The organism is Methylibium rhizosphaerae (assembly GCF_006386545.1).
GTDB classification, from domain to species: domain Bacteria; phylum Pseudomonadota; class Gammaproteobacteria; order Burkholderiales; family Burkholderiaceae_C; genus Pseudorivibacter; species Pseudorivibacter rhizosphaerae.
This window is the reverse complement of record NZ_SWAR01000051.1, coordinates 1-24,161: the sequence shown is the minus strand read 5'-3', so window position 1 is coordinate 24,161 and position 24,161 is coordinate 1. Positions and strand designations below refer to the sequence as shown.

At 68.8% G+C, this 24,161-nt stretch carries 21 protein-coding genes; 13 read left to right on the top strand and 8 right to left on the bottom strand.

The window, feature by feature from the left end; all coding sequences use genetic code 11:
* Window positions 1-11 precede the first annotated feature (11 nt).
* On the top strand, window positions 12-2,069 hold the full coding sequence (locus E8D38_RS24765; RefSeq protein ID WP_140636743.1) for a 3-hydroxyacyl-CoA dehydrogenase NAD-binding domain-containing protein: 2,058 nt from the start codon (window positions 12-14) through the stop codon (window positions 2,067-2,069).
* A gap of 1 nt (window position 2,070) precedes the next feature.
* A complete protein-coding gene (locus tag E8D38_RS24760) occupies window positions 2,071-3,396 on the top strand; it encodes an MmgE/PrpD family protein (RefSeq protein ID WP_140636741.1) in 1,326 nt (441 codons plus the stop codon).
* A gap of 7 nt (window positions 3,397-3,403) precedes the next feature.
* Here E8D38_RS24760 and E8D38_RS24755 read toward each other — a convergent pair whose 3' ends face one another.
* A complete protein-coding gene (locus E8D38_RS24755) occupies window positions 3,404-4,516 on the bottom strand; it encodes an ABC transporter substrate-binding protein (RefSeq protein ID WP_181179408.1) in 1,113 nt (370 codons plus the stop codon).
* Window positions 4,517-4,733: 217 nt separating this feature from the next.
* On the opposite strand from E8D38_RS24755, the gene E8D38_RS24750 reads away from it, so the two are divergent.
* Window positions 4,734-5,594, top strand: coding sequence for an alpha/beta fold hydrolase (locus tag E8D38_RS24750; RefSeq protein ID WP_140636737.1), 861 nt, complete (start codon window positions 4,734-4,736; stop codon window positions 5,592-5,594).
* Window positions 5,595-5,614: 20 nt separating this feature from the next.
* Here the strand turns inward: E8D38_RS24750 and E8D38_RS24745 are convergent, their stop codons facing one another.
* Together E8D38_RS24745 and E8D38_RS24740 are read right to left on the bottom strand one after the other, a co-directional pair.
* Window positions 5,615-6,016 (bottom strand): OsmC family protein, encoded by a 402-nt coding sequence (locus E8D38_RS24745; RefSeq protein ID WP_140636735.1) that lies wholly within the window; start codon window positions 6,014-6,016, stop codon window positions 5,615-5,617.
* Window positions 6,017-6,054: 38 nt separating this feature from the next.
* A complete protein-coding gene (locus tag E8D38_RS24740; RefSeq protein WP_140636733.1) occupies window positions 6,055-6,753 on the bottom strand; it encodes a response regulator transcription factor in 699 nt (232 codons plus the stop codon).
* A 122-nt stretch (window positions 6,754-6,875) separates the two neighbouring features.
* Here E8D38_RS24740 and E8D38_RS24735 point away from each other — a divergent pair, with 122 nt between their 5' ends.
* Both E8D38_RS24735 and oxlT read left to right on the top strand, forming a co-directional pair.
* Window positions 6,876-8,411 carry a sensor histidine kinase gene (locus E8D38_RS24735; RefSeq protein ID WP_140636731.1) on the top strand — a complete coding sequence of 512 codons (1,536 nt, stop codon included), beginning with the start codon at window positions 6,876-6,878 and terminating at the stop codon, window positions 8,409-8,411.
* Window positions 8,411-9,742 (top strand): oxalate/formate MFS antiporter, encoded by a 1,332-nt coding sequence (gene oxlT / locus E8D38_RS24730; RefSeq protein ID WP_140636729.1) that lies wholly within the window; start codon window positions 8,411-8,413, stop codon window positions 9,740-9,742. Before E8D38_RS24735 ends, oxlT begins: the two co-directional genes overlap by 1 nt.
* On the opposite strand, the gene E8D38_RS24725 is transcribed toward oxlT, so the two are convergent.
* Complete coding sequence (locus E8D38_RS24725) at window positions 9,726-10,355, bottom strand: Crp/Fnr family transcriptional regulator (protein WP_140636727.1); 630 nt, start codon at window positions 10,353-10,355, stop codon at window positions 9,726-9,728. The genes oxlT and E8D38_RS24725 overlap by 17 nt on opposite strands.
* A gap of 267 nt (window positions 10,356-10,622) precedes the next feature.
* Here E8D38_RS24725 and E8D38_RS24720 point away from each other — a divergent pair, with 267 nt between their 5' ends.
* The 4 genes from E8D38_RS24720 to E8D38_RS24705 all read left to right on the top strand — a co-directional run bounded on the left by E8D38_RS24720 (window position 10,623) and on the right by E8D38_RS24705 (window position 14,198).
* Window positions 10,623-10,856, top strand: a complete 234-nt coding sequence (locus E8D38_RS24720) for a hypothetical protein (RefSeq protein ID WP_140636725.1) — start codon at window positions 10,623-10,625, stop codon at window positions 10,854-10,856.
* A gap of 245 nt (window positions 10,857-11,101) precedes the next feature.
* Complete coding sequence (locus E8D38_RS24715) at window positions 11,102-12,082, top strand: Bug family tripartite tricarboxylate transporter substrate binding protein (RefSeq protein WP_140636762.1); 981 nt, start codon at window positions 11,102-11,104, stop codon at window positions 12,080-12,082.
* 39 nt (window positions 12,083-12,121) lie between these two features.
* Complete coding sequence (locus E8D38_RS24710) at window positions 12,122-12,643, top strand: tripartite tricarboxylate transporter TctB family protein (protein WP_140636723.1); 522 nt, start codon at window positions 12,122-12,124, stop codon at window positions 12,641-12,643.
* Between the two features lie 22 nt (window positions 12,644-12,665).
* Complete coding sequence (locus E8D38_RS24705; protein WP_140636721.1) at window positions 12,666-14,198, top strand: tripartite tricarboxylate transporter permease; 1,533 nt, start codon at window positions 12,666-12,668, stop codon at window positions 14,196-14,198.
* Window positions 14,199-15,354: 1,156 nt separating this feature from the next.
* Here E8D38_RS24705 and E8D38_RS24700 read toward each other — a convergent pair.
* Entirely contained in the window at window positions 15,355-15,963 is a 609-nt protein-coding gene (locus E8D38_RS24700) for a Crp/Fnr family transcriptional regulator (protein ID WP_140636718.1), read from the bottom strand.
* Window positions 15,964-16,076: 113 nt separating this feature from the next.
* On the opposite strand from E8D38_RS24700, the gene oxc reads away from it, so the two are divergent.
* From oxc to E8D38_RS24685, 3 genes are all read left to right on the top strand, one after another.
* Window positions 16,077-17,858, top strand: coding sequence for an oxalyl-CoA decarboxylase (gene oxc, locus E8D38_RS24695; RefSeq protein ID WP_140636716.1), 1,782 nt, complete (start codon window positions 16,077-16,079; stop codon window positions 17,856-17,858).
* Between the two features lie 26 nt (window positions 17,859-17,884).
* Complete coding sequence (frc, locus tag E8D38_RS24690; RefSeq protein WP_140636714.1) at window positions 17,885-19,153, top strand: formyl-CoA transferase; 1,269 nt, start codon at window positions 17,885-17,887, stop codon at window positions 19,151-19,153.
* 132 nt (window positions 19,154-19,285) lie between these two features.
* Window positions 19,286-19,873, top strand: coding sequence for a hemerythrin domain-containing protein (locus E8D38_RS24685; RefSeq protein WP_140636712.1), 588 nt, complete (start codon window positions 19,286-19,288; stop codon window positions 19,871-19,873).
* A gap of 76 nt (window positions 19,874-19,949) precedes the next feature.
* Here E8D38_RS24685 and E8D38_RS24680 read toward each other — a convergent pair whose 3' ends face one another.
* From E8D38_RS24680 to hemN, 3 genes are all read right to left on the bottom strand, one after another.
* The gene (locus E8D38_RS24680) at window positions 19,950-20,648 is read right to left on the bottom strand and encodes a Crp/Fnr family transcriptional regulator (RefSeq protein ID WP_181179407.1); all 699 of its coding nucleotides are present in this window, start codon (window positions 20,646-20,648) and stop codon (window positions 19,950-19,952) included.
* 194 nt (window positions 20,649-20,842) lie between these two features.
* The gene (locus E8D38_RS24675) at window positions 20,843-21,538 is read right to left on the bottom strand and encodes a sulfite exporter TauE/SafE family protein (RefSeq protein ID WP_140636708.1); all 696 of its coding nucleotides are present in this window, start codon (window positions 21,536-21,538) and stop codon (window positions 20,843-20,845) included.
* A 9-nt stretch (window positions 21,539-21,547) separates the two neighbouring features.
* Window positions 21,548-22,969, bottom strand: coding sequence for an oxygen-independent coproporphyrinogen III oxidase (gene hemN / locus E8D38_RS24670; protein WP_246099644.1), 1,422 nt, complete (start codon window positions 22,967-22,969; stop codon window positions 21,548-21,550).
* 128 nt (window positions 22,970-23,097) lie between these two features.
* Between hemN and fnr the strand changes: the two genes are divergently transcribed.
* Complete coding sequence (fnr, locus tag E8D38_RS24665; protein ID WP_140636704.1) at window positions 23,098-23,877, top strand: fumarate/nitrate reduction transcriptional regulator Fnr; 780 nt, start codon at window positions 23,098-23,100, stop codon at window positions 23,875-23,877.
* The last annotated feature ends 284 nt before the right edge of the window (window positions 23,878-24,161 follow it).

Below are 24,161 nucleotides of genomic sequence, written 5' to 3'. Positions count from 1 at the left end.
AAGGTACGGCCATGAATGCACGGGTGCGCCTGGAGCGCGACGGTGACATTGCCGTCGTGGTGATCGACAACCCTCCGGTCAATGCAGGCTCGGCCGCGGTACGCGGCGGCCTGCTCGACGCCATGGAGACGCTGCGCCGAGACCACACGCTGCGTGGCGCGGTGCTCATCGGCGCGGGCCCGGGCTTCATCGCCGGGGCCGACCTGCGTGAATTCGACACGCCGCTGCAGGAGCCGCAGCTGCCGGCCGTGATTGCCGCCGTCGAAGGCTGCGGCAAGCCGGTCGTGGCCGCCCTGCACGGCGCGGCGCTGGGCGGCGGCTTCGAGCTCGCGCTGGCGTGCGATGCACGCATGGCCGCGCCCGGCACGGTGGTGGGGCTGCCCGAGGTATCGCTGGGTGTGATTCCAGGAGCCGGCGGCACGCAGCGGCTGCCGCGCATCGTGGGCATTCCCCGTGCGATCGGCATGATCTGCGGCGCGCAGCGCATGCCGGCCGCCGCGGCGCTGGACGCCGGCCTGGTCGATGCCATCGAGCCCGGCGACCTGCGAACCGCCGCAGTGGCGCATGCACGGGCCATGGCCCTGGCCGGCGACAGGCCACGTCTTCGCGACCGGCCGGTGCCGCAGGTCGAAACTGCGGCGGTGGCACATGCCGCAGAGGCAGCGCTCAAGGCGGGCAGGGGCAGGCCGGCGGTGCAGGCTGCGATCGATGCGATCAGCGCCGCGGCACACCTGCCGATCGACGAGGGGCTTGCCGCCGAGCGCACCCTGTTCGAGCGGCTGCGCGTCTCGCGCGAAGCGGCGGCCCTGCGTCACCTGTTCTTCGCCGAGCGCGACAGCGCCCGGCACCCGTCGCTGGACGGCACCTCGGCACGGGCGCCGCAACGGGTGGCCGTGGTCGGTGCCGGCACCATGGGCTGCGGCATCGCGATCACGGCCCTCGATGCCGGCTGCGACGTGCTGCTGCTCGAGCAGGACGGCGCCGCCCTGGACCGCGGCGCCTCGCGCATCCGCGAGCACCATGCGTCTCGCGTGCGAAGCGGCAGGCTTTCGGCCGCCGACGCTGCGGGTCGGGACGCCCGCCTGCATGCCTCCCTCGACTGGGCAGCCCTGGGTGAGGCCGACGTCGTGATCGAGGCGGTATTCGAGGAACTGGCCGTGAAGCAGCAGGTCTTCCGGCGCGTCGAAACGCAGGCCCGGCCTGGGGCGGTGCTGGCCTCCAACACCTCATACCTCGACCTGGACGCGATCGCCTCCGCCACCCGGCGACCGCAGGACGTGATCGGCCTGCACTTCTTCAGCCCGGCCCAGGTGATGCGCCTGGTGGAGGTGGTGCGCGGGCGCGCCTCGTCGCCCGGCGCACTGGCCACCGGCGTCGCGCTGGCGCGGCGCATGAACAAGCTGCCGGTCGTCACCGGCAATGCCTTCGGCTTCATCGGCAACCGGGTCTTCTCGGCCTATCGTCGCCAATGCGAGTTCATGCTCGAAGAAGGCGCGAGCCCGCTGCAGGTGGACACGGCGCTGCAGGACTTCGGCTTCGCGATGGGTCCGTTCGCCGTGGCCGACCTGTCGGGCCTGGACATCGCCTGGCGCATGCGCCAGGCGCAGGCCGCCACGCGCGACCCGGCGGCGCGCTACGTGCACATTGCCGACCGCCTGTGCGAAGCCGGCCGGCTCGGCTGCAAGGCCGGCGCCGGCTACTACCGCTATGCCGAAGGCACCCACACGCCGCAGGCCGACCCCGACGTGCAGGCACTCATCGCCCAATGCCGCGCCGACAAGGGGCTGGCGCCACGCAGCTTCACGAACGACGAGATCGTGCGACGTGCGATGCTCGCGATGATGAACGAGACCGCGCTGCTGCTCGCCGACGGCGTGGCACGTCGGCCCGCCGACATCGACGTGGTGCTGGCCAACGGCTATGGCTTTCCGCGCTGGGAAGGCGGGCCTGTGTTCCTGGCACGCCAGCGCGTCGCCGCCGCGCTGCGCGATGACCTGGACTGGCTGGCCCGGTGCAGCGGCCCGGGTTTCGTACTGGGTGACGTGGGCAGGCTGCTGGCGGAGAACTGAGATGCTCATGACCGAACGCTTCGCGCGCTTTGCCGCCGAACTGCATCAGGCGCCGCTGGCGCCTCACGTGGCACAGGGCGCGCAACGAGCGGTGACCGACTGGTTTGCCTCGCTGTACCCGGGCTCGGGCATGCCGGCGGTGCAGGTACTCGAAGCCGCGCTGGCCGAAGAGCTCGACCGCGGCCCCGCCTGGCTTGCAGGCGGCCGCCAGGCCACGGTGCGGGCCGCCGCGCTGATCAACGGCACGGCCGCTCATGCGGCCGAACTCGACGACAGTTTTCGCGAGGCGATGTACCACCCGGGCGCGGCCACCATCGCCGCCGCGCTGGCCGTGGCGCAGGCCCGGCGGGCCACCGGGCCGCAATTCCTGCGTGCGGTGGTGCTGGGCTACGAGATCTCCACCCGCATCGGCGTCGTGATGGGACGCGAGCACTACAGGTACTGGCACAACACCGGCACCATGGGCACCTTCGGTGCGGCGGCCGCCGCAGCCGGCCTGCTCGACCTGGAAGAGGCGGCGTTCGCCCATGCGCTGGCCCTGGCCGCCACCTTCGCTGCCGGACTGCAGCAGGCATTTCGCACCGAAAGCATGGCCAAGCCGCTGCATGCGGGGCGCGCCGCCGAGGCCGGCGTGCTGGCCGCGCAGCTTGCGGCCGGCGGCCTGCGCGGCTCGCTCGACGTCCTGGAGGGCGAGGCCGGCTTCGGCCAGGCCATGGGCACCGGGCCTGATTGGTCACCGGCCGGCAGCACGCTCGGCCGGGACTTCCACATCACCCGGCTCACCTTCAAGAACCACGTCGGCTGCGGCCACAACTTCCCGGCCATCGACGGCGCGCTGGCGCTGCAGCGTCTGCACGGCGTCGATCATGGCGACATCGAGCGCATCCACCTGGGCGTCTACCAGTCCACGCTCGACATCGCGCCGCACGTCGACCCGCAGACGGCCGACCAGGCGCGTTTCAGCCTGCACTACATGGTCGCCACGGCGATGGTGCACGGCAGCGTGCGGCTGGCTGCCTTCGAGCCTCCCCGCCTGCAGGACGCGGCCACGCGGGCGCTGATGAAGCGCATCACCGCGACCCTGGACCCGGAGGTGGACCGGGCCTTCCCGGGTCGCCGAGGCGCAAGGGTGGTCCTGGTGCTGCGCGACGGGCGGCGCCTGGAGCACCTGCAGCACGATCGCAAGGGCGACCCGGAGCTGCCGCTGTCCGACGAAGAGCTGGAAGGCAAGCTGCGCGAGCTGGCCGCGCCGGTGATCGGCGAGCCGCAGGTGCGCTCGCTCGTCGCGCGCATCCGGGCCCTGGCCACCAGCGACCTGCTGCCCTGAACGGCGCCTACTTCACGAACTGGTTGCCGCGCGAGAGCATGGTCAGCTCGACCCAGTGGCTGCCCTGGTGCTGCACCGGCGAGAACTGCATCGTGTAGCCGCCCAGGTCCACGCGCCCCACCGCGGCCATGGCCTGCAGCACGCCTTCACGGGTGGGCAGCGGCCCGGCCTTCTTGAGCGCCGCGACCAGCGCGTGCGCGGCGATGCAGGACTCCAGCGAGGTGTAGTTCAGCCTGGCGCCGTTGTGCGCCAGCAGCGCGGCGGCGCAGTCCCGCACGATCGGCAGCGACACCTGGTTCGCCTGCCGCGGCGACGGGATCACCTGCGACACCATCGTGCCCCGCGCGAGCGGCCCCACCGACTCGGCCAGCTCGTCCGGGTTCACGAACGACAGCGCCGCCAGCGACACCGGAGTGTTGCGGTCGGCCGCCACCTTCAGCAGGTCGCGCACCACGCCGTACTGGGTGGTCACCAGCGCGTAGTGCGGCGCATGCCTGAGCACCGCGTCGAGCGCCGCCGCGTCCAGCGTCGCGCCCCGCTTGACCGCCACGCCCGGCGGCTTCGCGGCGCCGGCCTCGACATAGGCCGCGGCCACCGCTTCATAGTTGCTGCGGCCGACCTCGTCGTCGTAGTGCACCACCACCGCCTTCTCGCTGCCGACGCTGCGCTTCGCCTCGATGATCTTCAGCGCCTCCTCGCGGTAGGAGGCGCGGATGGTGAACACGTTCGGATGGCTGCGCAGCACCGTGGAGCCGCTGAACGGCGCGAAGAACAGCACGTTGCTGCGCGCGGCCAGCGGCAGCGCATCCACGCTGTTGGTCGCCGAGTTGTAGCCGAACAGCGCCACGGCGCCATGCTCGCCCAGCAGCTGCTGGGTGTTCTGCAGCGCGCGCTCACGGCTGTTGGCGTTGTCGAGCGTCACGAGCTTCAGCTGCCGCCCGCCCAGGCCGTTGCCCGCGTTGACCTTCGCGAACACGGCCAGTGCGCCGTCGCGCATGTCGCGCCCGATGTCGGCATTGGGCCCGCTCAGGGCCACCGACTGTCCGATGACGATGTCCTGCGCGCCCGCGGCGCTCACCAGGGCCGATACGAGGCCCAGCAGGGCCGGAAGCTTTCGCATATGCCTGTCTCCTCGGACGGGCATCACCTTGTGCCGGGGCTCCGTCCTGTGGGCAATGTCCCGGCGGCCCCGGCGGCCGGCACTTGACCGCGGTCAGCTTTTTGCGGCGTCTGCGGCCGCGCGCGGGATTTGTTCACGCGACACCCTGGGCCGAATGTGGTCTGCGCGGCGCACTACGCTCGTCAGCCTCTTCTCCACACGCAAGGAGGACCGGGCGATGAAGCAGCCTGAAGTCGTGAAGTTCGAGATCGAAGGGGCGGCCCTGGCCGCCCGCGTCGCGGGAGACCGGAACAAGCCGGCGCTGCTGCTGATCCACGGCCTGCCGAGCTCATCGGCCACCTTCCGCAACGTGATCGGCCCGCTGGCGCGGCAGTGCTTCGTGGTCGCCCCCGACCTGCCGGGCTTCGGCGCCTCCGAGCCGCTTTCGCGGACTTCGTTCTCGCGTTTCGCCGATGTGATGGAGGTGCTGCTCGGCCAGCTCGGCGTCGGCTCCTTCCATCTCTACCTGCACGACTACGGCGCCCCGGTCGCGCTGCACCTGGCCACACGCGCGCCGCAGAGGGTGCGCGGCCTCATCGTGCAGAACGCCAATGCGCATGAAAGCGGCATGGGCCCCCAATGGGCGGACACCCGGGCCTACTGGGCCGACCCGTCGCCGCAGCACGAGGCCAGGGCGACCGGCCACCTGAGCTTCAAGGGCACGCGCGATCAGTACGTGGGCGGCGTGCCGCAGGACATCGCCGATCGCATCGACCCCCGCTTGTGGGAAGAAGACTGGCGCGTCATGTCGCTGCCCGGGCGGCTCGACATGCATCGCGCGCTGCTGCTCGACTACCGCAGCCACGTGGCCCGGTTCGACGAAATCGCCGGCTACCTGAAGGACCGGCAGCCGCCCGCGCTGATGCTGTGGGGACGCCACGACGTCTTCTTCGAGCTGGCCGAGACGCTGTCGTGGATGCGAGCGCTGCCGCGCATGGAGGCGCACATCCTCGACGGCCCGCACTTCCTGCTGGAGACCCATGCGGCCGAATGTGCCGCGCTGATGGGCGCGTTCATCGAACGCACCGAGGCGTCGTAGCCCGTCCTGGAGACTGGCCGCTACGGCAAGAGTTCGGTGGCGATCTCGGTCGTCACCTGTGTCATCAACCGGTGCACCGGGCACTTCTCGGCCACCCGCAGCAGCTCCTGCCGCTGCGCCTCGGACAGCGGGCCGCGCAGGTCGAGCGTCACCTTCAGCCGATAGCGGCCCTGCCGCTCCTCGCTGTCGTCGCGGGCCACGCCCACCTCGATGTCTTCGAGCGGGATCTCCTTGCGCCGCGCGTACCACAGCAGCGTCATCGCCTTGCAGGTGCCCAGCGCACTGTCGTAGAGGTCGTGCGCCGTCGGGCCCAGGTCTTCTCCCCCGTTGGCCACCGGCTCGTCGACGGCGATGGCGTGCGAGCCGACGGAAACCGTGTGTTTCATTCGCGCGGAAACGTCGCGCTTGACGGTGATGGTCATGATCCTGTCTCTGTCTCTGTCGCTTCGATGTGGAGGGGTCAACTCACGCGGCGCTGGCGCAGGGCCATGACCGCCAGCTCGGTGCGGCTTTCGGCGTGGAGTTTCTCCATGATGCGGCTCACGTAGTTCTTCACCGTGCCCTCGGCCAGGAACAGCAGCCCGGCGATCTGCTTGTTGCTCTTGCCTTCGGCGATGAGCTGCAGCACCTTGGTTTCCTTCTCGTTGAGCGCGGCGATGTGGTCTTCGTCGTTCGACGCCGGCTTGTACTCCGGCCGGGGCGCCAGCTCGGAAAGCCGGCGGAACTGGTCGAGCACCTTGCGGGCGATCTGCGGCGTGAGCATCGACTCCCCGCGGTGCACCGCGCGCACCCCCTCCACCACCTCGGCCTCGGTGGCGTCCTTCAGCAGGTAGGCCAGCGCGCCGGCGCGCAGCGCATCGAACACGCTCTGCTCGGTCTCCATGGTGGTGAGCACCAGCACGCGCGTTTGCGGCAGCGCAGCAGTGATCTCGCGGGTGGCGGCAACGCCGCCCTTGCGCGGCATGTGCAGGTCCATGAGCGCCACGTCGGGCCGCAGGCGCCGCGCCATGTCGACCGCTTCGACGCCGTCGCCCGCCTCGCCGATCACCTCCATGTCGGCCTCGAGTGAAAGCATCAGGACCAGCCCGCGGCGAACCAGCGGCTGGTCATCGATGATCAACACGCGGATGCGTTGTGAACCGGCTCTTTCGCTGCTCATCGTGCATGCCCTATGGCCGGAGTGCGGCCCCGCGGGCAATATACGGCAGTGACCGGCGGACGCAATGACTCCGGTCACGAGGAGACGATGACCGGCGTCACTGAATCGCCGGCAACCACAACATGATGTCCCGATACCTGCAGGCCCTCGATCCGCGGCGCAGCCTGGCGACGGCGTTCGCCTGGTTCGCCGTCGTGCTGGCGCTGGCCATTGCGCTGGCGCTGCTGACCGTGGGCGACTTCGCCGTCAACAGCATGCTGGCGCAGCGCGACGCGCAGATGATGCGCTTCGCCACCCAGCTGGCGGCCGAGCTGGAGCAGATCGTGGCGGCCGACGGGCCGGGCCCGGCGCTGCCGCAGGACCGGCTCGGCGAGGTGATCGATGCGGTGCGCGCACGCGCCAAGCCGGACCCGCGTGCCCGCGCCCTGCTGCTCGACGACCGCCACAACATCCTCTACGAGCGGCCGGTCGGCCACCACGGCACGCCGGTCACCATGCCGGGCGTGTCGCTGCAGATGGCCGAGGGCCAGCAGCGCATCGTGGTGGTGACCGCGCCACCGGAGGCATCGCCGCGGCTGCACGGCCTGGGCATCCAGGTGGCCGTGTTGCAGCCGAGCGAGGAGCGAGGACACGGCGGCACGCTGCAGGAAAAGCTCACCGTCATCTCCATCCTGCTGAGCATCGTTGCAGCGCTCATCGGCGCGGCGTTCGCGCGGCGGCTCACGCGCAGGCTGAGCGGGCTCACCGCCCAGGTGCAGCAGGTGGCCAACCAGACTGCCGAAGGCATCGTCGCCCCCACCGGCCATGACGAGGTGGCGGTGCTGGGGCGCGCCTTCTCGCGCCTGCTGCGTGCGCTGCGCCAGGAACGCGACGGGCTCGACCGCCTGACGCAGGAGCTCGAGCAGCGCGTGCAGGCCCGCACCCGCGAGGTGGAACGCCTGGCGGCCGACAGCCGCTATGCGGCGGTGGTGCACGAGCGGCTGCGGCTGGCACGCGACCTGCACGACACGCTGGCCCATTCGATGATGGAAATGCTGGTGGAGGTACGCACCCTGCGCATGCTGCATGCGCACGACCCGCAGCGCCTGGCCGCCGAGCTCGAACGCGCCGAGAAGGTGGCCCGCGACGGCCTGCGCGAAGCGCGCGAGGCGGTGAGCCAGATGCGGGTGAACGCGGTGCGCGACCTGGGGCTGGGCGCGGCGCTCAGCGTCGCGGTGTCGCGCTTCGCGGAGCGTACCGGGCTCGAGGTGTGCTACGACGCCGACGCAGCGGCCGCGGGCTCTTCCGACGCACAGGCCGAGGTCGCCTTTCGCATTGCCGAGGAGGCGCTGCGCAACGTCGACCGGCATGCGCAGGCTTCGCATGTCGAGATCGGCCTGAAGGACCTGGGCAACGGGGTGGTCGAACTCGCCGTGACCGACGACGGCGTGGGTTTCGACACGGCTGCGCCGCGGCCGGGCCACTTCGGCCTCACCGGCATGCACGAGCAGGCCCAGCTGATGGGCGCCGAGCTCGATCTCCAAAGCCGGCCCGGTGCCGGCGCAACCCTGCGCCTTCGGTGGCGCACCGACGCGCAGCGCGGCGCAGCGAGTGACGATCGTCACGATCGACACCGCGATGGCGACATGCAGTCGGGCGCTGGCATAGAGTGTGTGTGATGAAGCGCAGTCCTTTCGCCGTCTCGCCGCTCGACCCGGCGCTCGCAGAAGACGTGGCACCCGGCGCGATGTACCGCTGGGGCCAGCTGGCGATGGGCCTGGTGTGCATGGCGATGGTGGCCAACCTGCAGTACGGCTGGACGCTGTTCGTGAACCCGCTGGCCGACCGCTTCGGCTGGAGCCATGCCGCCATCCAGGTTGCGTTCTCGGTGTTCGTGATCGTGCAGACGCTGTGCGTGCCCATCGCCGGCTACATCGTCGACGAATCCGGGCCGCGGCCGGTGGTGCTGGGCGGAGGCCTGCTGTGCGCCATCGCCTGGGTCACCAACGCGCTGGCCGACTCGCTGCCGATGCTCTACGTGGCCGCAGCCATCGGCGGCATGGGCGCGGGCGCGGTGTACGGCACTTGCGTCGGCAACGCGCTGAAGCTGTTCCCGGAGCGGCGCGGACTGGCCGTGGGCCTCACGGTGGCGGCCTTCGGCGCGGGCTCGGCGCTCACCGTGCTGCCGATCACCATGGTGATCGCCGAACGCGGCTACGAGGCCGCGTTCCTCTATTTCGGGCTTGGCCAGGGGCTCATCGTGATGGCGCTGGCGCTCGCGATGGACGACCCCAACAAGTCCCAGGCCATCACCGCCGCAATGCCGCGGGTTTCGCCTGCGGTGCGCCAGACGCAGCGCGACACCGCCCCGGCAGGCACGCTGCGCGAGCCGGTGTTCTGGGTGATGTATCTCATCTTCGTGCTGGTGGCAGCCGGCGGCCTCATGGCCACCGCGCAGCTCGCCCCCATCGCCAGGCAGTACCGGATCCACGACGTGCCGGTGGACATCATGGGCCTCGTGCTGCCGGCGCTGACCTTCGCGCTCGCGCTCGACCGCGTGCTCAACGGCGCCACCCGCCTCGTGTTCGGCTGGATCTCCGACAAGATCGGCCGCGAAGAAACGATGCTGATCGCTTTTTCCCTCGAGGCGGTGGCGATCCTCGCCCTGCGCGAGTTCGGCTCGAACCCGGTCGCCTTCGTGCTGTTGACCGGCCTGGTGTTCTTTGCCTGGGGCGAGATCTACAGCCTGTTCCCGTCCACCTGCGCCGACACCTTCGGCTCCAAGTACGCCGCGGCAAACGCCGGTCTGCTCTACACCGCCAAGGGCGTGGCTTCGCTGATGGTGCCGCTGTCGAGCGTGATGGCCCATTCGATGGGCGACTGGCATGCCGTCTTCCTGATCGCCAGCGGCATGAGCGCCTGCGCGGCGCTGCTCGCCTGGTTCGTGCTGCGGCCGATGCGCCGGCGGTTGCTCGAACGCGGCGAGCTTGCGGTCAGAACGCCTGACTGACCCGCAGCTCGGCGCGCCGCGACAGGCGGCACAGCGTCTCGGCCGAGAGGTTCAGGTGCGAGGCGAGGTCCTTCTGCATCAGGCGCTCCACCAGCTGCGGGTGCTGGCGCGAGAAGGCGTTCACCCGGCTCGGCGCATCCAGCAGCAGCAGGCCGATCGCGTGCTCCACCAGCGACTCGCCGAGCGCGACCAGGTGTTCATGGAACACCTGGCGGGCGGCGGCATGCTGCGAAATGAAGGCATCCCACTCCTGCATGCTCACCGACGCCACGCAGCACCGCGCCGCGCAGACCACCGAATAGGGCGCCACGTCGTGGCGGCGCCAGGCGTCGTAGCAGGTCTCGAAATCGGCCTCGCCGGCGAAGCGCAGCGTCATCTCGCGGCCCTGCGGGGTGCCGACGATGCGCTTGATCATCCCTTCGAGCACGAAGAAGTGGCGCAGCTCGCGCGTCCCCTGCTCCAGCAGGCATTCGCCACGATGCGCCTCCTGCACCACCAGCTGTTCCATCAACGGCGCGAGCTGCGCATCGTCGAGCACGGCCAGCAGCGGGTTGCGCTTCAACTGCAGACGCAGGAAGTTGCGTTGCGGGTGGTTCAGCAGTGCGGTCTTCATGTGCCGCACTCTAGGTCGCGGGGCCGGCTGCACGTTCTGTGAAACGTCATCGCTTCGCTGCGCCTTCACGCACGAGTCGCGCATGACGAATGTCACGCACCGTCACCGGGAAAACGGCAAGGCGCGCCGCAGCAAAATTGACCGCGGTCAAGAAAACGGCCCGCCGGCACGGGCCTTTGGGCATGGACGTCTTGACCGGGGTCATTTCCCATAGAGGTAAACCCTAATAAACTCACCCCCATTGTTTTCATCCGCCGGAAGTCCCGTATGCACACCTCCTACATGCTGTACCGCCTGTCCCGTTCGGCCCGCCTGCGAAGCGCGCTGAAGGCACTGTCGCTCGAAGTGCGTGCGCTGTTCGATGCACTCGCGAACCCGAATCGCGTCATCGACGAAGTGAAGACCATGCGCGAGCTCATGGTCGAAGCGCAGCGCATCGAAGCCGCCCAGCCGGCACGCGCCGCGGTGCTGCGCCAGCGCGCCGCACACATCGGCCTGTAAGCACACCGCCTCGCTCGTCCACCCGGACGAGCTTCCCCCGTCCCTTTTCTGCTGATCGCGGACGCATCGGCGTAACTACGCAGACTGCGTTCCGCGAATCTTGACTGCGGTCAATCGCGTTCCGTGAACGTCGGAACGACCATTTCTCCGGGCTGAAGGTCGACTCCCCTTTCGGGAGCATTCAAGGAGACATGGTGATGAACGCAGGTGCTTTTTCCTTTCTGATCGCGCGCTGCGTAGCGCGCATGACGTTCGTGGTGGCAGCCGCGACGATGGCCGGCTTCGCGTCGGCCCAGGCCTGGGAACCCACCAAGCCGGTGGAGTTCGTGGTGCCCGCCGGCACCGGAGGCGGCGCCGACCAGATGGCGCGCCTGATCCAGGGAATCATCGTGAAGCACAAGTTGATGAACCAGTCGATGGTGGTCGTCAACAAGTCCGGCGGCGCCGGCGCCGAAGGCTTCCTCGACATCAAGGGCGCCAAGGGTGATCCGCACAAGATCATCATCACGCTGTCCAACCTGTTCACCACGCCCATGGCCACCGGCGTGCCCTTCAACTGGAAGGACATGACGCCCGTGTCGATGATGGCGCTCGACCAGTTCGTGCTGTGGGTCAACGCGCAGTCGCCCTACAAGACCGCCGGCGAGTACATCGCGGCCGCCAAGGCCGCAGGGCCCAGCAAGCTCAAGATGGGCGGCACCGGCTCCAAGCAGGAAGACCAGATCATCACGGTGGGCCTCGAGAAGGCGACCGGCACCAAGTTCATTTATGTGCCGTTCAAGGGCGGCGGCGAAGTGGCGGTGCAGCTGGTGGGCAACCACATCAACTCCACCGTCAACAACCCGATCGAGGCGGTGGCGCAATGGCGCGCGGGCTCGCTGCGGCCGCTGTGCGTGTTCGACCATGAGCGCATGCCCTACAAGACCAAGGTGACCGACACGCAGTCGTGGGCCGACATCCCCACCTGCAAGGAGTCCGGGGTGCCCACCGACTACGTGATGCTGCGCGGCATCTTCATGGCCCCGGGCGTGACGCCCGCCCAGCAGGCCTACTACGTCGAGCTGATGAAGAAGGTGCGCGAGACGCCCGACTGGAAGGAGTACATGGAGAAGGGCGCCTTCAACACGACCGCGATGTCGGGCGCCGAGTTCCAGAAGTGGCTCACCACGACCGAGGCGGCCCACGCGACGCTCATGACCGAAGCCGGCTTCATGGCCGCCAAGTGACCGGGTCCGTCTCGCAACCCCACTTCATTGGAGGACCTCATGGCTCATGAACAGCCCGGCGCACCCGAGAGCGTTCCGCTGGTGCGCAACAACCGCGTCGATGCACTCGTCGCGGCGCTGCTCACGATGATCGGCCTGGTCGTCGTGTTCGAGGCGCGGCGGCTGGGCGCCGGCTGGACCAGCGATGGCCCCGGCCCCGGCTACTTCCCCTTCTACATCGGCCTGATCCTGAGCATCGGCGGCCTGGGCATCCTGTACCAGGCGCTGCTGTCGAAGTCGGCCGACACGGGCGTGTTCATCGACCGCGAGCAGTTCAAGCGCGTGCTGTCGGTGCTCGCGCCGGCGGTGCTGTACGTCGGCGCGATCATGGTGCTCGGCCAGTACGTCGCCTCGGCGATCTACGTCGCGATCTTCATGGTGTGGCTGGGGCGCTATTCGATCCTGAAGAGTGTCCTGGTCGGCGTCGGCGTGAACGCGCTGTTCTTCGCGATGTTCGAGATCTGGTTCAAGGTGCCCTTGTACAAAGGCGCGCTGGAGCCCCTGGCCTTCCTAGGCTACTGACCCCCGGTAGGAGCTCAATCAAATGGATGAAATCTCAGCCCTGTTCCAGGGGTTCGCAGTCGTGCTGACGCCGGCGAACATCATGCTGATGTTCGTGGGCATCACGCTCGGCGTGCTGATCGGCGTGCTGCCGGGCCTGGGCGGCGCCAACGGCGTGGCCATCCTGCTGCCGCTGACCTTCACGATGTCGCCCACCTCGGCCATCGTCATGCTGTCGTGCATCTACTGGGGTGCGCTGTTCGGCGGCGCCATCACCTCGGTGCTGTTCAACATCCCGGGTGAGCCATGGTCGGTGGCCACCACCTTCGACGGCTACCCGCTCGCGCAGAAGGGCAAGGCCGGCGAGGCACTCACCGCGGCATTCACCTCGTCGTTCGTGGGTGCCTTCATCGCGGTGCTGATGATCACCTTCCTGGCGCCGCTGGTCGCCAGGTTCGCGCTGAAGTTCGGAGCGCCCGAGTTCTTCTCGGTGTACCTCCTCACCTTCTGCAGCTTCGTCGGCATGGGCAAGGGATCGCCGTTCAAGGTGCTGGTGTCGATGGCGCTGGGCTTCGCGCTGGCCACCGTGGGCATGGACACGGTGACCGGCCAGCTGCGCATGACCTTCGGGATGCCCGAGCTGATGCGCGGCTTCGACTTCCTGATCGCGGTGATCGGCCTGTTCGGCATCGGCGAGATCCTGCTGTCGATGGAGGAAGGCCTGCGCTTCTCCGGCAAGTCGGCCCGCATCAATGCGAAGGTCGTCTGGGAAACCTGGAAGCAGCTGCCGCGCTACTGGGTCACCTCGCTGCGCAGCTCGGTGGTGGGCATGTGGATGGGCATCACCCCGGGCGGTGCCACGCCGGCGTCCTTCATGAGCTATGGCCTGGCCAAGAAGATGTCGAAGACCGGCGACAAGTTCGGCACCGGCGAAGTCGAGGGCGTGGTGGCGCCGGAGACCGCGGCGCACGCGGCGGGCACCAGCGCGCTGTTGCCGATGCTGGCGCTCGGCATCCCCGGCTCGCCCACGGCGGCGGTGCTGCTGGGCGGCCTGCTGATCTGGGGCCTGCAGCCCGGGCCGCTGCTCTTCACCGAGCAGAAGGACTTCGTGTGGGGCCTGATTGCCAGCATGTACCTGGGCAACCTCGCCGGGCTCATCGTCGTGCTGATGACGGTGCCGCTGTTCGCCTCGGTGCTGCGCATCCCGTTCTCGATCATCGCGCCGGTGATCATCGTGATCTGCGCGATCGGCGCCTTCACCGTGCACCACGCCATGCTCGACATCTGGTTCATGCTGCTGTTCGGCGTGATCGGCTATGCGTTCAAGAAGCTCGACTACCCGCTCGCGCCGCTGGTGCTGGCCCTGGTGCTGGGCGACAAGGCGGAAGACTCGTTCCGCCAGTCGATGCTGATCTCTCAAGGCGACGTCGGCGTGATGTGGTCGAACCCGCTGGTCGGCTCCATCACCACGCTGGCGCTGCTGATGCTGTGCTGGCCGCTGATCTCGAAGCTGCTGGCGGTGATCCGCACGCCCAAGGCCAAGCCGGCCTTTGCGGACGAGCAGCCGGTGGATTGAAGAAAGAGGCGCCCGCTCACTGGTGCCTGTTGGCCGCCGCGGCTTGCCGCGGCGGTTCTTTTTTGGGCGCATGAATCATTGGTGTCCGAGCAGTGACGCGCAGCCAACCCCCGTTCGGGCTGAGGTATCGAAGCCCTTCGACGGTTGGTGGCGGCCCTTCGATACCTCAGGGCGAACGGGTGGTCATTGTTCGCGAGCGGGATGCCGAATACCTTCACCGCGGAGGAACACAAGGCCTTCTCCGCGGTCCTCCGCGTCCTCCGCGCCTCCACGGTGAATGAATTGGGGTTCAGCCCGTGGCGCACAGCCACTCCCCGTTCGGGCTGAGGTATCGAAGCCCTTCGGCGCTTGATGGCGGCCCTTCGATACCTCAGGGCGAACGGGTGGGTGTTGTTCGCGCATGAGCTCGCCGAATACCTTCACCGCGGAGGAACACAACGCCTTCTCTGCGGTCCTCCGCGTCCTCCGCGCCTCCGCGGTGAATGAATCGGGGTTCAGCCCGTGGCGCACAGCCGCTCCCCGTTCGGGCTGAGGTATCGAAGCCCTTCGGCGCTTGATGGCGGCCCTTCGATACCTCAGGGCGAACGGGTGGGTGTTGTTCGCGCGTGAGCTCGCCGAATACCTTCACCGCGGAGGAACACAACGCCTTCTCTGCGGTCCTCCGCGTCCTCCGCGCCTCCGCGGTGAATGAATCGGGGGTTCCGGCCATGGCGTACAGCCACTCTCCGTTCGGGCTGAGGTATCGAAGCCCTTCGACGCTTGGTGGCGGCCCTTCGATACCTCAGGGCGAACGCAGGGTTGTGCTTCGCGCGTGAGCTCGCCGAATACCTTCACCGCGGAGGAACACAACGCCTTCTCTGCGGTCCTCCGCGTCCACCGCGCCTCCGCGGTGAATGAATCGGGGGTTCCGGCCATGGCGCACAGCCACCGTCCGTTCGGGCTGAGGTATCGAAGCCCTTCGACGCTTGGTGGCGGCCCTTCGATACCTCAGGGCGAACGGAGGGTTGTGCTTCGCGCGTGAGCTCGCCGAATACCTTCACCGCGGAGGAATACAAGGCTTTCTCTGCGGACCTTCGCGTCCTCCGCGCCTCCGCGGTGAATGAATTCGGGGGTTTCGCCCTTGGAGAAGGACCGCAGCCCGGCCCTGCACGCCGCCCTAGATCTTCCCGCGCTGCTTCAGCCGGCTCAGCGTCTCGGCCGACAGGTTCAGGTAGGAGGCCAGCTCCTTGCGCGGAATGCGCTCGGCCAGCTCGGCATGCTTGCGCAGGAAGCGGTGCACGCGGCCCGGCGCGTCGAGCAGGTGCAGCGTGATGGTGTGGGCCATGATCTCGCTCATCAGGCGCATCACGTAGTACTCGAACGCTGCCTTGGCCTGCGGCCTCGCATCCAGGAAGGCCACCCACTCCTTCAGCGGCATGCGCGCCACGCGAGCCTTGGTGACGCAGACGATGCCGTAGGGCGTGGGCGTGCCCAGGCGCCAGGCGGCATAGCTGGTCTCGATGTCGTTCGTGCCGGCGAAGCGAAGGATCATCTCCTTGCCTTCCTTGTTGGCCACCACACGCTTGAGGATGCCGTCGATGATGAAGTACTGCTCCATCTCGTGCACGCCCTGGTAGAGCAGGAACTCGCCCTTGCCGCCGTCGAACACCGTCATGTGAGCCTCGAGCTCGTCGCGATCGGCATCGCTCAAGTCCTTCAGCACTTCGTTGTGCTTCAGCTCGAGGCGGATCACGTTCCTCTCGGGGTGGTTGGCGAGCAGCGTCATGGTCAGCCTGGATTTTTCGAATCTTGACCGCGGTCAACGGAAGAAAAAGCCCGGCCGAATCATAGTGGCCGCACGCCATTGACAACCATGGCGATGAACGCTGAAGGAGAGACATGTCCACCGTTCTCGACAACCCGACGGCCACGAGCAGGACCGGCAAGCCGGCCGCTGCCGCCGCAGAAGCTGCCCCCGAGCAGACCGACGGCTTCCACCTCGTGATCGATGCGCTGAAGCTCAACGACATCGACACCATCTACGGCCTGCCGGGCATCCCGATCACCGACCTCACGCGGCTGGCGCAGGCCGAGGGCATGCGCGTGATCTCGTTCCGCCACGAGCAGAACGCAGGCAATGCGGCAGCGGCCGCGGGGTTTCTGACCCAGAAACCCGGCATCTGCCTGACCGTCTCGGCGCCGGGCTTTCTCAACGGCCTGACGGCGCTGGCCAATGCCACGGTGAACTGCTTCCCGATGATCCTGATCAGCGGCTCCTCGGAGCGCGAGATCGTCGACCTGCAGCAGGGCGACTACGAGGAGATGGACCAGCTCAACGCCGCCAAGCCGTTCTGCAAGGCCGCCTATCGCGTGCTCCATGCGCAGGACATCGGCATCGGCATCGCCCGCGCGATCCGCACCGCCCTGTCGGGGCGGCCGGGCGGCGTGTACCTGGACCTGCCGGCCAAGCTGTTCTCGCAGACCATGGATGCGCAGGCCGGCCGCCAGTCGCTCATCAAGGTCATCGACCCGGCGCCGCGTCAGATCCCCGCGCCCGATGCGGTGAAGCGCGCCCTCGACGTGCTGGCCGGCGCCAGGCGCCCGCTCATCCTGCTGGGCAAGGGCGCGGCCTATGCGCAGGCCGACGACGCCATCCGCACGCTGGTCGAGAAGACCGGCATCCCCTACCTGCCGATGTCTATGGCCAAGGGCCTGCTGCCCGACACGCATGCCCAGTCGGCCGCCGCGGCGCGTTCGTACGTGCTGGCCGAGGCCGACGTGGTGGTGCTCGTCGGCGCACGCCTCAACTGGCTGCTGTCGCACGGCAAGGGCAAGACCTGGGGCGGCCCCGACCCGCAGAAGCTGGCCAAGCAGTTCATCCAGATCGACATCTCGCCCACCGAGGCCGACAGCAACGTGCCGATCGCGGCCCCGCTCATCGGCGACATCGGCTCGTGCGTCTCGGCGCTGCTCGACGGCATCGGCAACCAGTGGAAGAAGCCGCCGGCCGAATGGACCTCGGCCATCGCTGAGCGCAAGGACAAGAACCTGTCGAAGATGGCCGCGCAGCTCGCGCAGCAGGCCTCGCCGATGAACTTCCACGGCGCGCTCGGCGCGATCCGCGACGTGGTGAAGTCGCGGCCCGATGCGATCGTGGTGAACGAAGGCGCCAACACGCTCGACTTCGCGCGCAGCATCGTCGACATGTACGAGCCCCGCAAGCGGCTGGACTGCGGCACGTGGGGGATCATGGGCATCGGCATGGGCTTCGCCGTGGCCGCCGCAGTCACCACCGGCAAGCCGGTCATCGCCATCGAGGGCGACAGCGCCTTCGGCTTCTCCGGCATGGAGGTGGAGACCATCTGCCGCTACCAGCTGCCGGTGTGTGTGGTGGTCTTCAACAACAACGGCGTCTACAAGGGCACCGACGTCAACCCCACCGGCGGCGCCGATCCGGCACCGACCGTTTTCGTGAAGGACGCGCGCTACGACCTGCTGATGGAGGCCTTCGGCGGCAAGGGCGTGGTCGCCACTTCGCCGGCGGAGCTCAAGCGGGCGCTGCAGGAGGCGGTCGCCAGCGGCAAGCCGACGCTCATCAACGCCGTCATCGACGAGACCGCCGGCACCGAGAGCGGCCGCATCACGAGCCTGAATCCGCAGAAAGCGGCCATCAACAAGTAACCCGTCTTTCACCTTAGGAGCGAACCATGAGCAAGCCCCTCGAAGGCCTCCGCATCATCGATTTCACCCACGTTCAGGCCGGCCCCGCATGCACCCAGCTGCTGGCCTGGTTCGGCGCCGACGTGATCAAGGTCGAGCGCCCCGGCTCGGGCGACGTCACCCGCAGCCAGCTGCGCGACATCCCCGATGCCGACGCGCTGTACTTCACCATGCTCAACAGCAACAAGCGCTCGCTGACGCTGGACACCAAGAAGCCCGACGGCAAGAAGGTGCTGGAGGAGCTGATCCGGCGCTCGGACGTGATGGTCGAGAACTTCGGCCCCGGCGCGCTGGACCGCATGGGCTTCACCTGGGAGTACATCCAGAAGCTCAACCCCGGGATGATCCTGGCCTCGGTCAAGGGCTTCAGCGAAGGCCACCACTACGAGGACCTGAAGGTCTACGAGAACGTCGCGCAGTGCGCCGGCGGCGCCGCCTCCACCACAGGCTGGTGGAAGGGCGAGAACTCCGAGCCGACCATCTCCGCGGCCGCGCTGGGCGACTCCAACACCGGCATGCACCTGGCCATCGGCATCCTCACCGCGTACATCGGCCGGCAGAAGACCGGCAAGGGCCAGAAGGTGGCCGTCTCGATGCAGGATGCGGTGCTCAACCTGTGCCGGGTGAAGATGCGCGACCAGCAGCGCCTGGAGCGCGTGGGCTACCTCGAGGAGTACCCGCAGTACCCGCACGAGATGGAAGCCTTCGCCGACAAGGTGACGCCGCGCGGCGGCAATGCCGGCGGCGGTGGGCAGCCCGGCTGGATCCTGAAGTGCAAGGGCTGGGAGACGGACCCCAACGCCTATATCTACTTCACCGTGCAAGGCCATGCCTGGGAGCCGATCTGCGACGCGCTCGGCAAGCCGGAATGGAAGACCGACCCGGCCTACACGACGGCCAAGGCCCGCCAGCCGCACATCACCGAGATCTTCGCGACCATCGAGGACTTCATCAAGGACAAGACCAAGTACGAGGCGGTCGACATCTTCCGCAAGTACGACATCCCCTGCGCCCCGGTGCTGTCGATGAAGGAGCTGCTGCGAGACGAGTCGCTGCGCAAGAGCGGCTCGATCGTCGAGGTGCCGCACAAGGTGCGCGGCAGCTACTTCACCATCGGCAGCCCGATCAAGTTCTCGGACCTGAAGCCCGAGGTCACCGCCTCGCCGCTGCTGGGCGAGCACTCCGACGAGATCCTGGCCGAGCTGGGCTACGACGCCGACAAGATCGCCACCTTCCACGCGGTGGGCGTGGTCTGACGGCGCTGCGGCGCGGCCCCCCCGATGGGGCCGCACGCATATTCTGCCGCCCTTGATCTTCGACAAAACCGGCCATGCGCAGCATGCCAAGCTGCAGCATGACCGGCCCGTCGATGCCGGGGGAGACAGCCGATGCGACACGCCGCCCTCATCGTGATCCGCGACGAACATGCGGCGCTGGCCGCCATGTTGCGTTCGATCCTCCTGCTGCTGGCGCGCCACCGCGAGCAGGGCACCCAGCCGGACTTTGCCGCGCTGCGCGCGATGCTCTTCTACGTGGACGAGTTTCCCGAAAAGCGCCATCACCGCAAGGAGTCGGAGCTGCTGTTCCCCAAGCTGCGCGCCCGCATGCCGCTGTCGCGCGACCTGCTGGACCGGCTGGACGAGGACCACGGCCGCGGCGAGCTGCGCATCCGCGAGCTGGAGCATGCCCTGCTCGCCTTCGAGATGCTGGGTGATGCACGGCGCGCCGCCTTCGAGCAGGCGGCGCAGCGCTATGTCGACTTCTACCTCAATCACATGCGGCTGGAAGAGCAGCAGGTGCTGCCGCTGGCCGAGAAGGTGCTCACCGCCGACGACTGGGCCGAACTGGACGAAGCCTTCGCCGGCAACCGAGACCCGCTCACCGGCCATGAGCCGGACGCCGACTACCGGGCGCTGTTCAGCCGCATCGTCAACACGCTGCCGGCGCCGATCGGGCTGGGCAGCGGCACGCGCTGAACCTAGCGCAGGCCGCTGCAGCCCGTCGATACCTCAGGGCGAACGGGTGGTTGCGGTTCGCGCGAGCGCCAGACCGCTACGCCTCCGCCAGCTTGCGCAGCGCCACCAGGTCCAGCAAGGTGATGCGGTAGCCCTGCACCGCGATGAGCCCCTTGCTGCGCAGCTGCGACAGCACGCGCGAGAAGGTCTCGGGCGTGGTGCTCAGCTGCAGCGCGACGGAGCGCTTGCGCTGGTTCAGCTCGACCTCGGCCGTCGCCGTGCCGTCGGCCGACGGGCGCGGCGTCGCGTGTTCGAGCAGCCAGCTGGCGCAGCGGGCCTGCACGTCCTTCGTCATCAGCGCACGCACGTCGAGCTTGAGCTGCTGGACGCTGCGCGCCAGGGTCTCCGCCATGGCGTTCATCAGCGTCGGGTGTCGCGCGCAGCACAGGCGCAGCGCCGCGGCCGGCATCTGCCACAGCGACGACGGCATCTCGCAGACGACGTCCTCCATGTAGCTGCCGCCGAGCAGCACGGTGGCCGGGTCGAGCCAGCCGGCGGTCTGCGTGCCGCGCACGTGTTCGAGCACGCCGTGGGGGCCGAGCACGCCGAGCGCCACCCGGCCGCTGCCCAGCAGCCAGCACGTGTCGGCCGGCTGGCCGCGCCGCACGACCACGTCGCCGACCTGGCAGTGGCGCTGGCGCGCCAGCGCTGCCAGCTCGTCCACCGCATCGGCCGGCAGCGGCGCGCGCGGCGGCAGGGCCGCCTGCAGGGCGCCCCCGAAAGCTCCGACCGCCAAGTGGGGTCGGCCCTCTTGCGCCAGCAAGTGAGCATGATCGGAGCGCAGCGTCGGCCGCTGAAGTGCAGGTGCGGTGTCCATCATGAAACCTCCTTCATCGCGCTCACTTTCGCAGTGGCTGCCGGCGTTCCCCTTGTGTTGAGACAACACGTGCGGCGATACCGGTTGACCTGGATCAGCCATGCCGCGCCCCCTCACCAGCCGCACAACGCGGCCACGCGCTGCCAGAGGCCATGGCCCAATGCCCAGGCCGAAGCGCCGGCAAGTGCCAGCCCGGCCAATCGCACTGCCCATGCCGGCGACTGCAGCAGCGCGAGCCGGCCGCCGACGCCGCGCGAGGCCACCACCGGCACGGCCAACAGCCCGAGCGACGAGGTCAATGCGAACGACACCATCACCAGGCTGCCCACGGCCGCGGTGTTCGCCAGCGCGGCGACCACCAGGGCCGACTGCAGCAAGCCGCAAGGCCAGCCCAGCCAGGCCAGCCCGGCGCCACCGGCGCGCAGCGGACCCTGCACGCGCTGCCAGCCGCCGGCAGCCGGTACGGCCGGGGCCCGGCCGATCTGCTTCAGCCAGGCAGGCTGCCTGGCGGTGATGAGCAGCCAGAGCCCGAGGCCGAAGGCCGCCGTATGAAAGAGTGCCCACAGGCCGCGCAGCAGCCCGGCCGATTCGCCCAGCACCGCCAGCAGCGAAACGGCGGAAGCCGCCACCGCCCCGCCGAGGGCATAGCCCAGGGTGCGCCCCGACAGGAACGCCGCCCAGCCCTGCACGGCATGCCCGCCAGAGCAGGCACGCACGACGCCGGCACCGGCCGCGCCGCACATGGCTGTGCAGTGCGCCGCGCCGGCCAGGCCTAGCAATGCAGCGCTCAGGATGAGGGCAAGGTCCACATCGGCCCGTCAGATGATTCGCGAGAAGCGCGCACGCAGGCGGTCGGCCTGCAGGTAGCGGTCGAACACCATCGCGACCGCGCGCACGAAATGCCAGCCCGTCGGCGTGACCTGTATTGCGCCCGGCTCCAGCTCCACCAGCCCCTGCTCGGCCAGTGCCTCGAGCTGCTCGAACTCGGCGGCGAAGTAGTCGCGCATGCCGATCAGGTGGGCCAGCTCGATCGATTCGAACTCCACCCGCCCCTGGCACATCAAGGCCATGATCACCGCGCGCCGCACCAGGTCGTCGCGACTGAGCGCCAGCCCGCGCACGATGGGCAGCTGCCCCTGGCGCACGGCGTCGTAGTACTCGGGCAGGGTCTTGGCGTTCTGGCTGTAGGTGGCGCCCATGCGGCCGATGGCCGACACGCCCAGGCCGATGAGGTCGCAGTCGGGCTGCGTGCTGTAGCCCTGGAAATTGCGATGCAGCCGCCCCTGCCGCTTGGCCACCGCGAGCGTGTCGTTCGGCAACGCGAAGTGATCCATGCCGATGTAGACGTAGCCTTGCTGCTCGAAGCCGGCCATGCCCTGCTGCAGCATGGCGATGCGCTGCGCGCCGGTGGGCAGCGCATGGTCGTCGATGCGGCGCTGCGGCTTGAAGCGCTGCGGCAGGTGGGCATACGCGTACAGGGCGATGCGGTCGGGCCGCAGCTCGCCGACCTGGGCCACCGTGCGGGCGAACGACTCGGGCGTCTGCTTCGGCAGGCCGTAGATGAGATCGACGTTGAGCGACTCGAAGCCGATGCGGCGCGACGCTACCACCAGCGTGCGCACGCTGTCGAACGGCTGCTCGCGGTTGACCGCCTTCTGCACCTGCGGATCGAAGTCCTGCACCCCGAAGCTCAGGCGGTTGAAGCCCAACCGGGCCAGGAAGGCGAGCCGCTCTTCGCTGACCGTGCGCGGATCGACCTCGATGGAGGTCTCGGCGCCGCTGACGAGCGAGAAGTTCTCGCGCAGCCTCTCCATCAGGTGCTGCAGCTCGGCGTCGGACAGGAAGGTCGGCGTGCCGCCGCCCAGGTGCAGCTGCGACACCCTCTGGCCCCGGCCGAGCACCGCCACGTGCAGCGCCATCTCGTCCTCGAGCGCCGCCAGGTATTCGGCCGCGCGCTCGTGGTGCCGGGTGACCACCTTGTTGCAGGCGCAGTAGTAGCACACCGACTCGCAGAACGGGATGTGCACGTACAGCGACAGCGGCGTGCGCCCGCCCACCATCGCGCCATCGGCGCGCTGCTGCAGCGCGCGGCGGTATTCCTCCGGGCCGAAGGCCTCGACGAACCGGTCTGCAGTGGGATAGGAGGTGTAGCGCGGCCCCGGCACGTCGAAGCGCTTGAGCAGCGCTTCATCGAGCGGCGGCAATGGGTTGTGCGTCACGAAAGGCCGGGCTTGCATCATGCCGACACTGTGCCCAGCGCGAAGCCCGGGCGGCTTGACCTGCATCAAGCTCCGCGGGGGCACGCGGCGAAAGAATCGAAGCCGTGTTGAGGCAGGTCATGCACGGCCTGCCGCACCTGGAGCCCTCAATGACCGCCACTCCCCTGCCCGAGGCCGCCCGCCCCGCCAACGCCCATGCCGCCGGCAACAGCCCGCGCCCGTCGCCTTTCAAGGTGGCCTGCTCGAGCTGCAACCTGCGGGAGCTGTGCCTGCCCGTGGGCCTGCCCGATGCCGAGCTCGAACGGCTGGACAACATGGTGGCGCTGCGCCGCACGGTGTCCCGGGGCGGCCTGCTGTTCCGCGCGGGCGATGCCTTCCAGTCGATCTATGCGGTGCGCACCGGCTTCTTCAAGACCTGTGTCTCGTCGGAAGACGGCCGCGACCAGGTGACCGGCTTCCAGATGGCCGGCGAGCTGCTCGGCCTCGACGGCATCAGCAACGACCGTCACAGCTGCAACGCCGTGGCGCTCGAGGACTCGCAGGTCTGCGTGATCCCGTACGAGCGCCTGGAAGAACTGAGCCGCGAGTTCAACGACCTGCAGCGCCAGTTCAACAAGATCATGAGCCGCGAGATCGTGCGCGACCACGGCGTGATGCTGCTGCTGGGCAGCATGCGCGCCGAGGAGCGGCTCGCCGCCTTCCTGCTCAACCTGACCCAGCGCCTGCAGGCACGCGGCTTCTCGCCGTCGTCGCTGGTGCTGCGCATGACGCGCGAGGAGATCGGCAGCTACCTGGGTCTGAAGCTCGAAACGGTGAGCCGCACCTTCTCGCGCTTCCAGGAGGAAGGGCTGCTGGAGGTCAGGCAGCGGCAGATCCGCATCCTCGACCAGGAGGGGCTGCGCAAGCTGATGAACGGGGCGAAGTGCTGACCCATTGCGCAGGCCCGCTCCCGCCCCGGAGGCTCAGAGGACTGCGAAGAAGACTCGCTCAGCCAGATCGGTGAGGGTGTCTGTCGATGTGGCAGCCCGCCGGGATGTGCGCCCGGCAGCGCAGTCCCTTTTCTTGCTTGCCCAAGAAAAGGAACCAAAAGAAGGGCACCCCGACTGTGCTCGGTCGGCCCTGAACGGGCCGACTACCCTGCGCAGCTTGCGTCCCGAGGGCGAGCAAAGAACTCGCCCTCAGCCTGCGGCTTCGGAGCTCAGACAGCTTTGCT

Excerpts from the sequence above, each read along its gene's own strand:
- hemN (WP_246099644.1), bottom strand. The coding sequence starts at position 22,969 with ATGATGCAAGCCCGGCCTTTCGTGACGCACAACCCATTGCCGCCGCTC.
- E8D38_RS24750 (WP_140636737.1), top strand. The coding sequence starts at position 4,734 with ATGAAGCAGCCTGAAGTCGTGAAGTTCGAGATCGAAGGGGCGGCCCTG.
- E8D38_RS24705 (WP_140636721.1), top strand. The coding sequence starts at position 12,666 with ATGGATGAAATCTCAGCCCTGTTCCAGGGGTTCGCAGTCGTGCTGACG.
- frc (WP_140636714.1), top strand. The coding sequence starts at position 17,885 with ATGAGCAAGCCCCTCGAAGGCCTCCGCATCATCGATTTCACCCACGTT.
- oxc (WP_140636716.1), top strand. The coding sequence starts at position 16,077 with ATGTCCACCGTTCTCGACAACCCGACGGCCACGAGCAGGACCGGCAAG.
- E8D38_RS24755 (WP_181179408.1), bottom strand. The coding sequence starts at position 4,516 with ATGCGAAAGCTTCCGGCCCTGCTGGGCCTCGTATCGGCCCTGGTGAGC.
- E8D38_RS24735 (WP_140636731.1), top strand. The coding sequence starts at position 6,876 with ATGATGTCCCGATACCTGCAGGCCCTCGATCCGCGGCGCAGCCTGGCG.
- E8D38_RS24745 (WP_140636735.1), bottom strand. The coding sequence starts at position 6,016 with ATGACCATCACCGTCAAGCGCGACGTTTCCGCGCGAATGAAACACACG.
- E8D38_RS24740 (WP_140636733.1), bottom strand. The coding sequence starts at position 6,753 with ATGAGCAGCGAAAGAGCCGGTTCACAACGCATCCGCGTGTTGATCATC.
- oxlT (WP_140636729.1), top strand. The coding sequence starts at position 8,411 with ATGAAGCGCAGTCCTTTCGCCGTCTCGCCGCTCGACCCGGCGCTCGCA.
- E8D38_RS24715 (WP_140636762.1), top strand. The coding sequence starts at position 11,102 with ATGACGTTCGTGGTGGCAGCCGCGACGATGGCCGGCTTCGCGTCGGCC.
- E8D38_RS24765 (WP_140636743.1), top strand. The coding sequence starts at position 12 with ATGAATGCACGGGTGCGCCTGGAGCGCGACGGTGACATTGCCGTCGTG.
- E8D38_RS24720 (WP_140636725.1), top strand. The coding sequence starts at position 10,623 with ATGCACACCTCCTACATGCTGTACCGCCTGTCCCGTTCGGCCCGCCTG.
- E8D38_RS24725 (WP_140636727.1), bottom strand. The coding sequence starts at position 10,355 with ATGAAGACCGCACTGCTGAACCACCCGCAACGCAACTTCCTGCGTCTG.
- E8D38_RS24700 (WP_140636718.1), bottom strand. The coding sequence starts at position 15,963 with ATGACGCTGCTCGCCAACCACCCCGAGAGGAACGTGATCCGCCTCGAG.
- E8D38_RS24760 (WP_140636741.1), top strand. The coding sequence starts at position 2,071 with ATGCTCATGACCGAACGCTTCGCGCGCTTTGCCGCCGAACTGCATCAG.
- E8D38_RS24710 (WP_140636723.1), top strand. The coding sequence starts at position 12,122 with ATGGCTCATGAACAGCCCGGCGCACCCGAGAGCGTTCCGCTGGTGCGC.
- fnr (WP_140636704.1), top strand. The coding sequence starts at position 23,098 with ATGACCGCCACTCCCCTGCCCGAGGCCGCCCGCCCCGCCAACGCCCAT.
- E8D38_RS24685 (WP_140636712.1), top strand. The coding sequence starts at position 19,286 with ATGCGACACGCCGCCCTCATCGTGATCCGCGACGAACATGCGGCGCTG.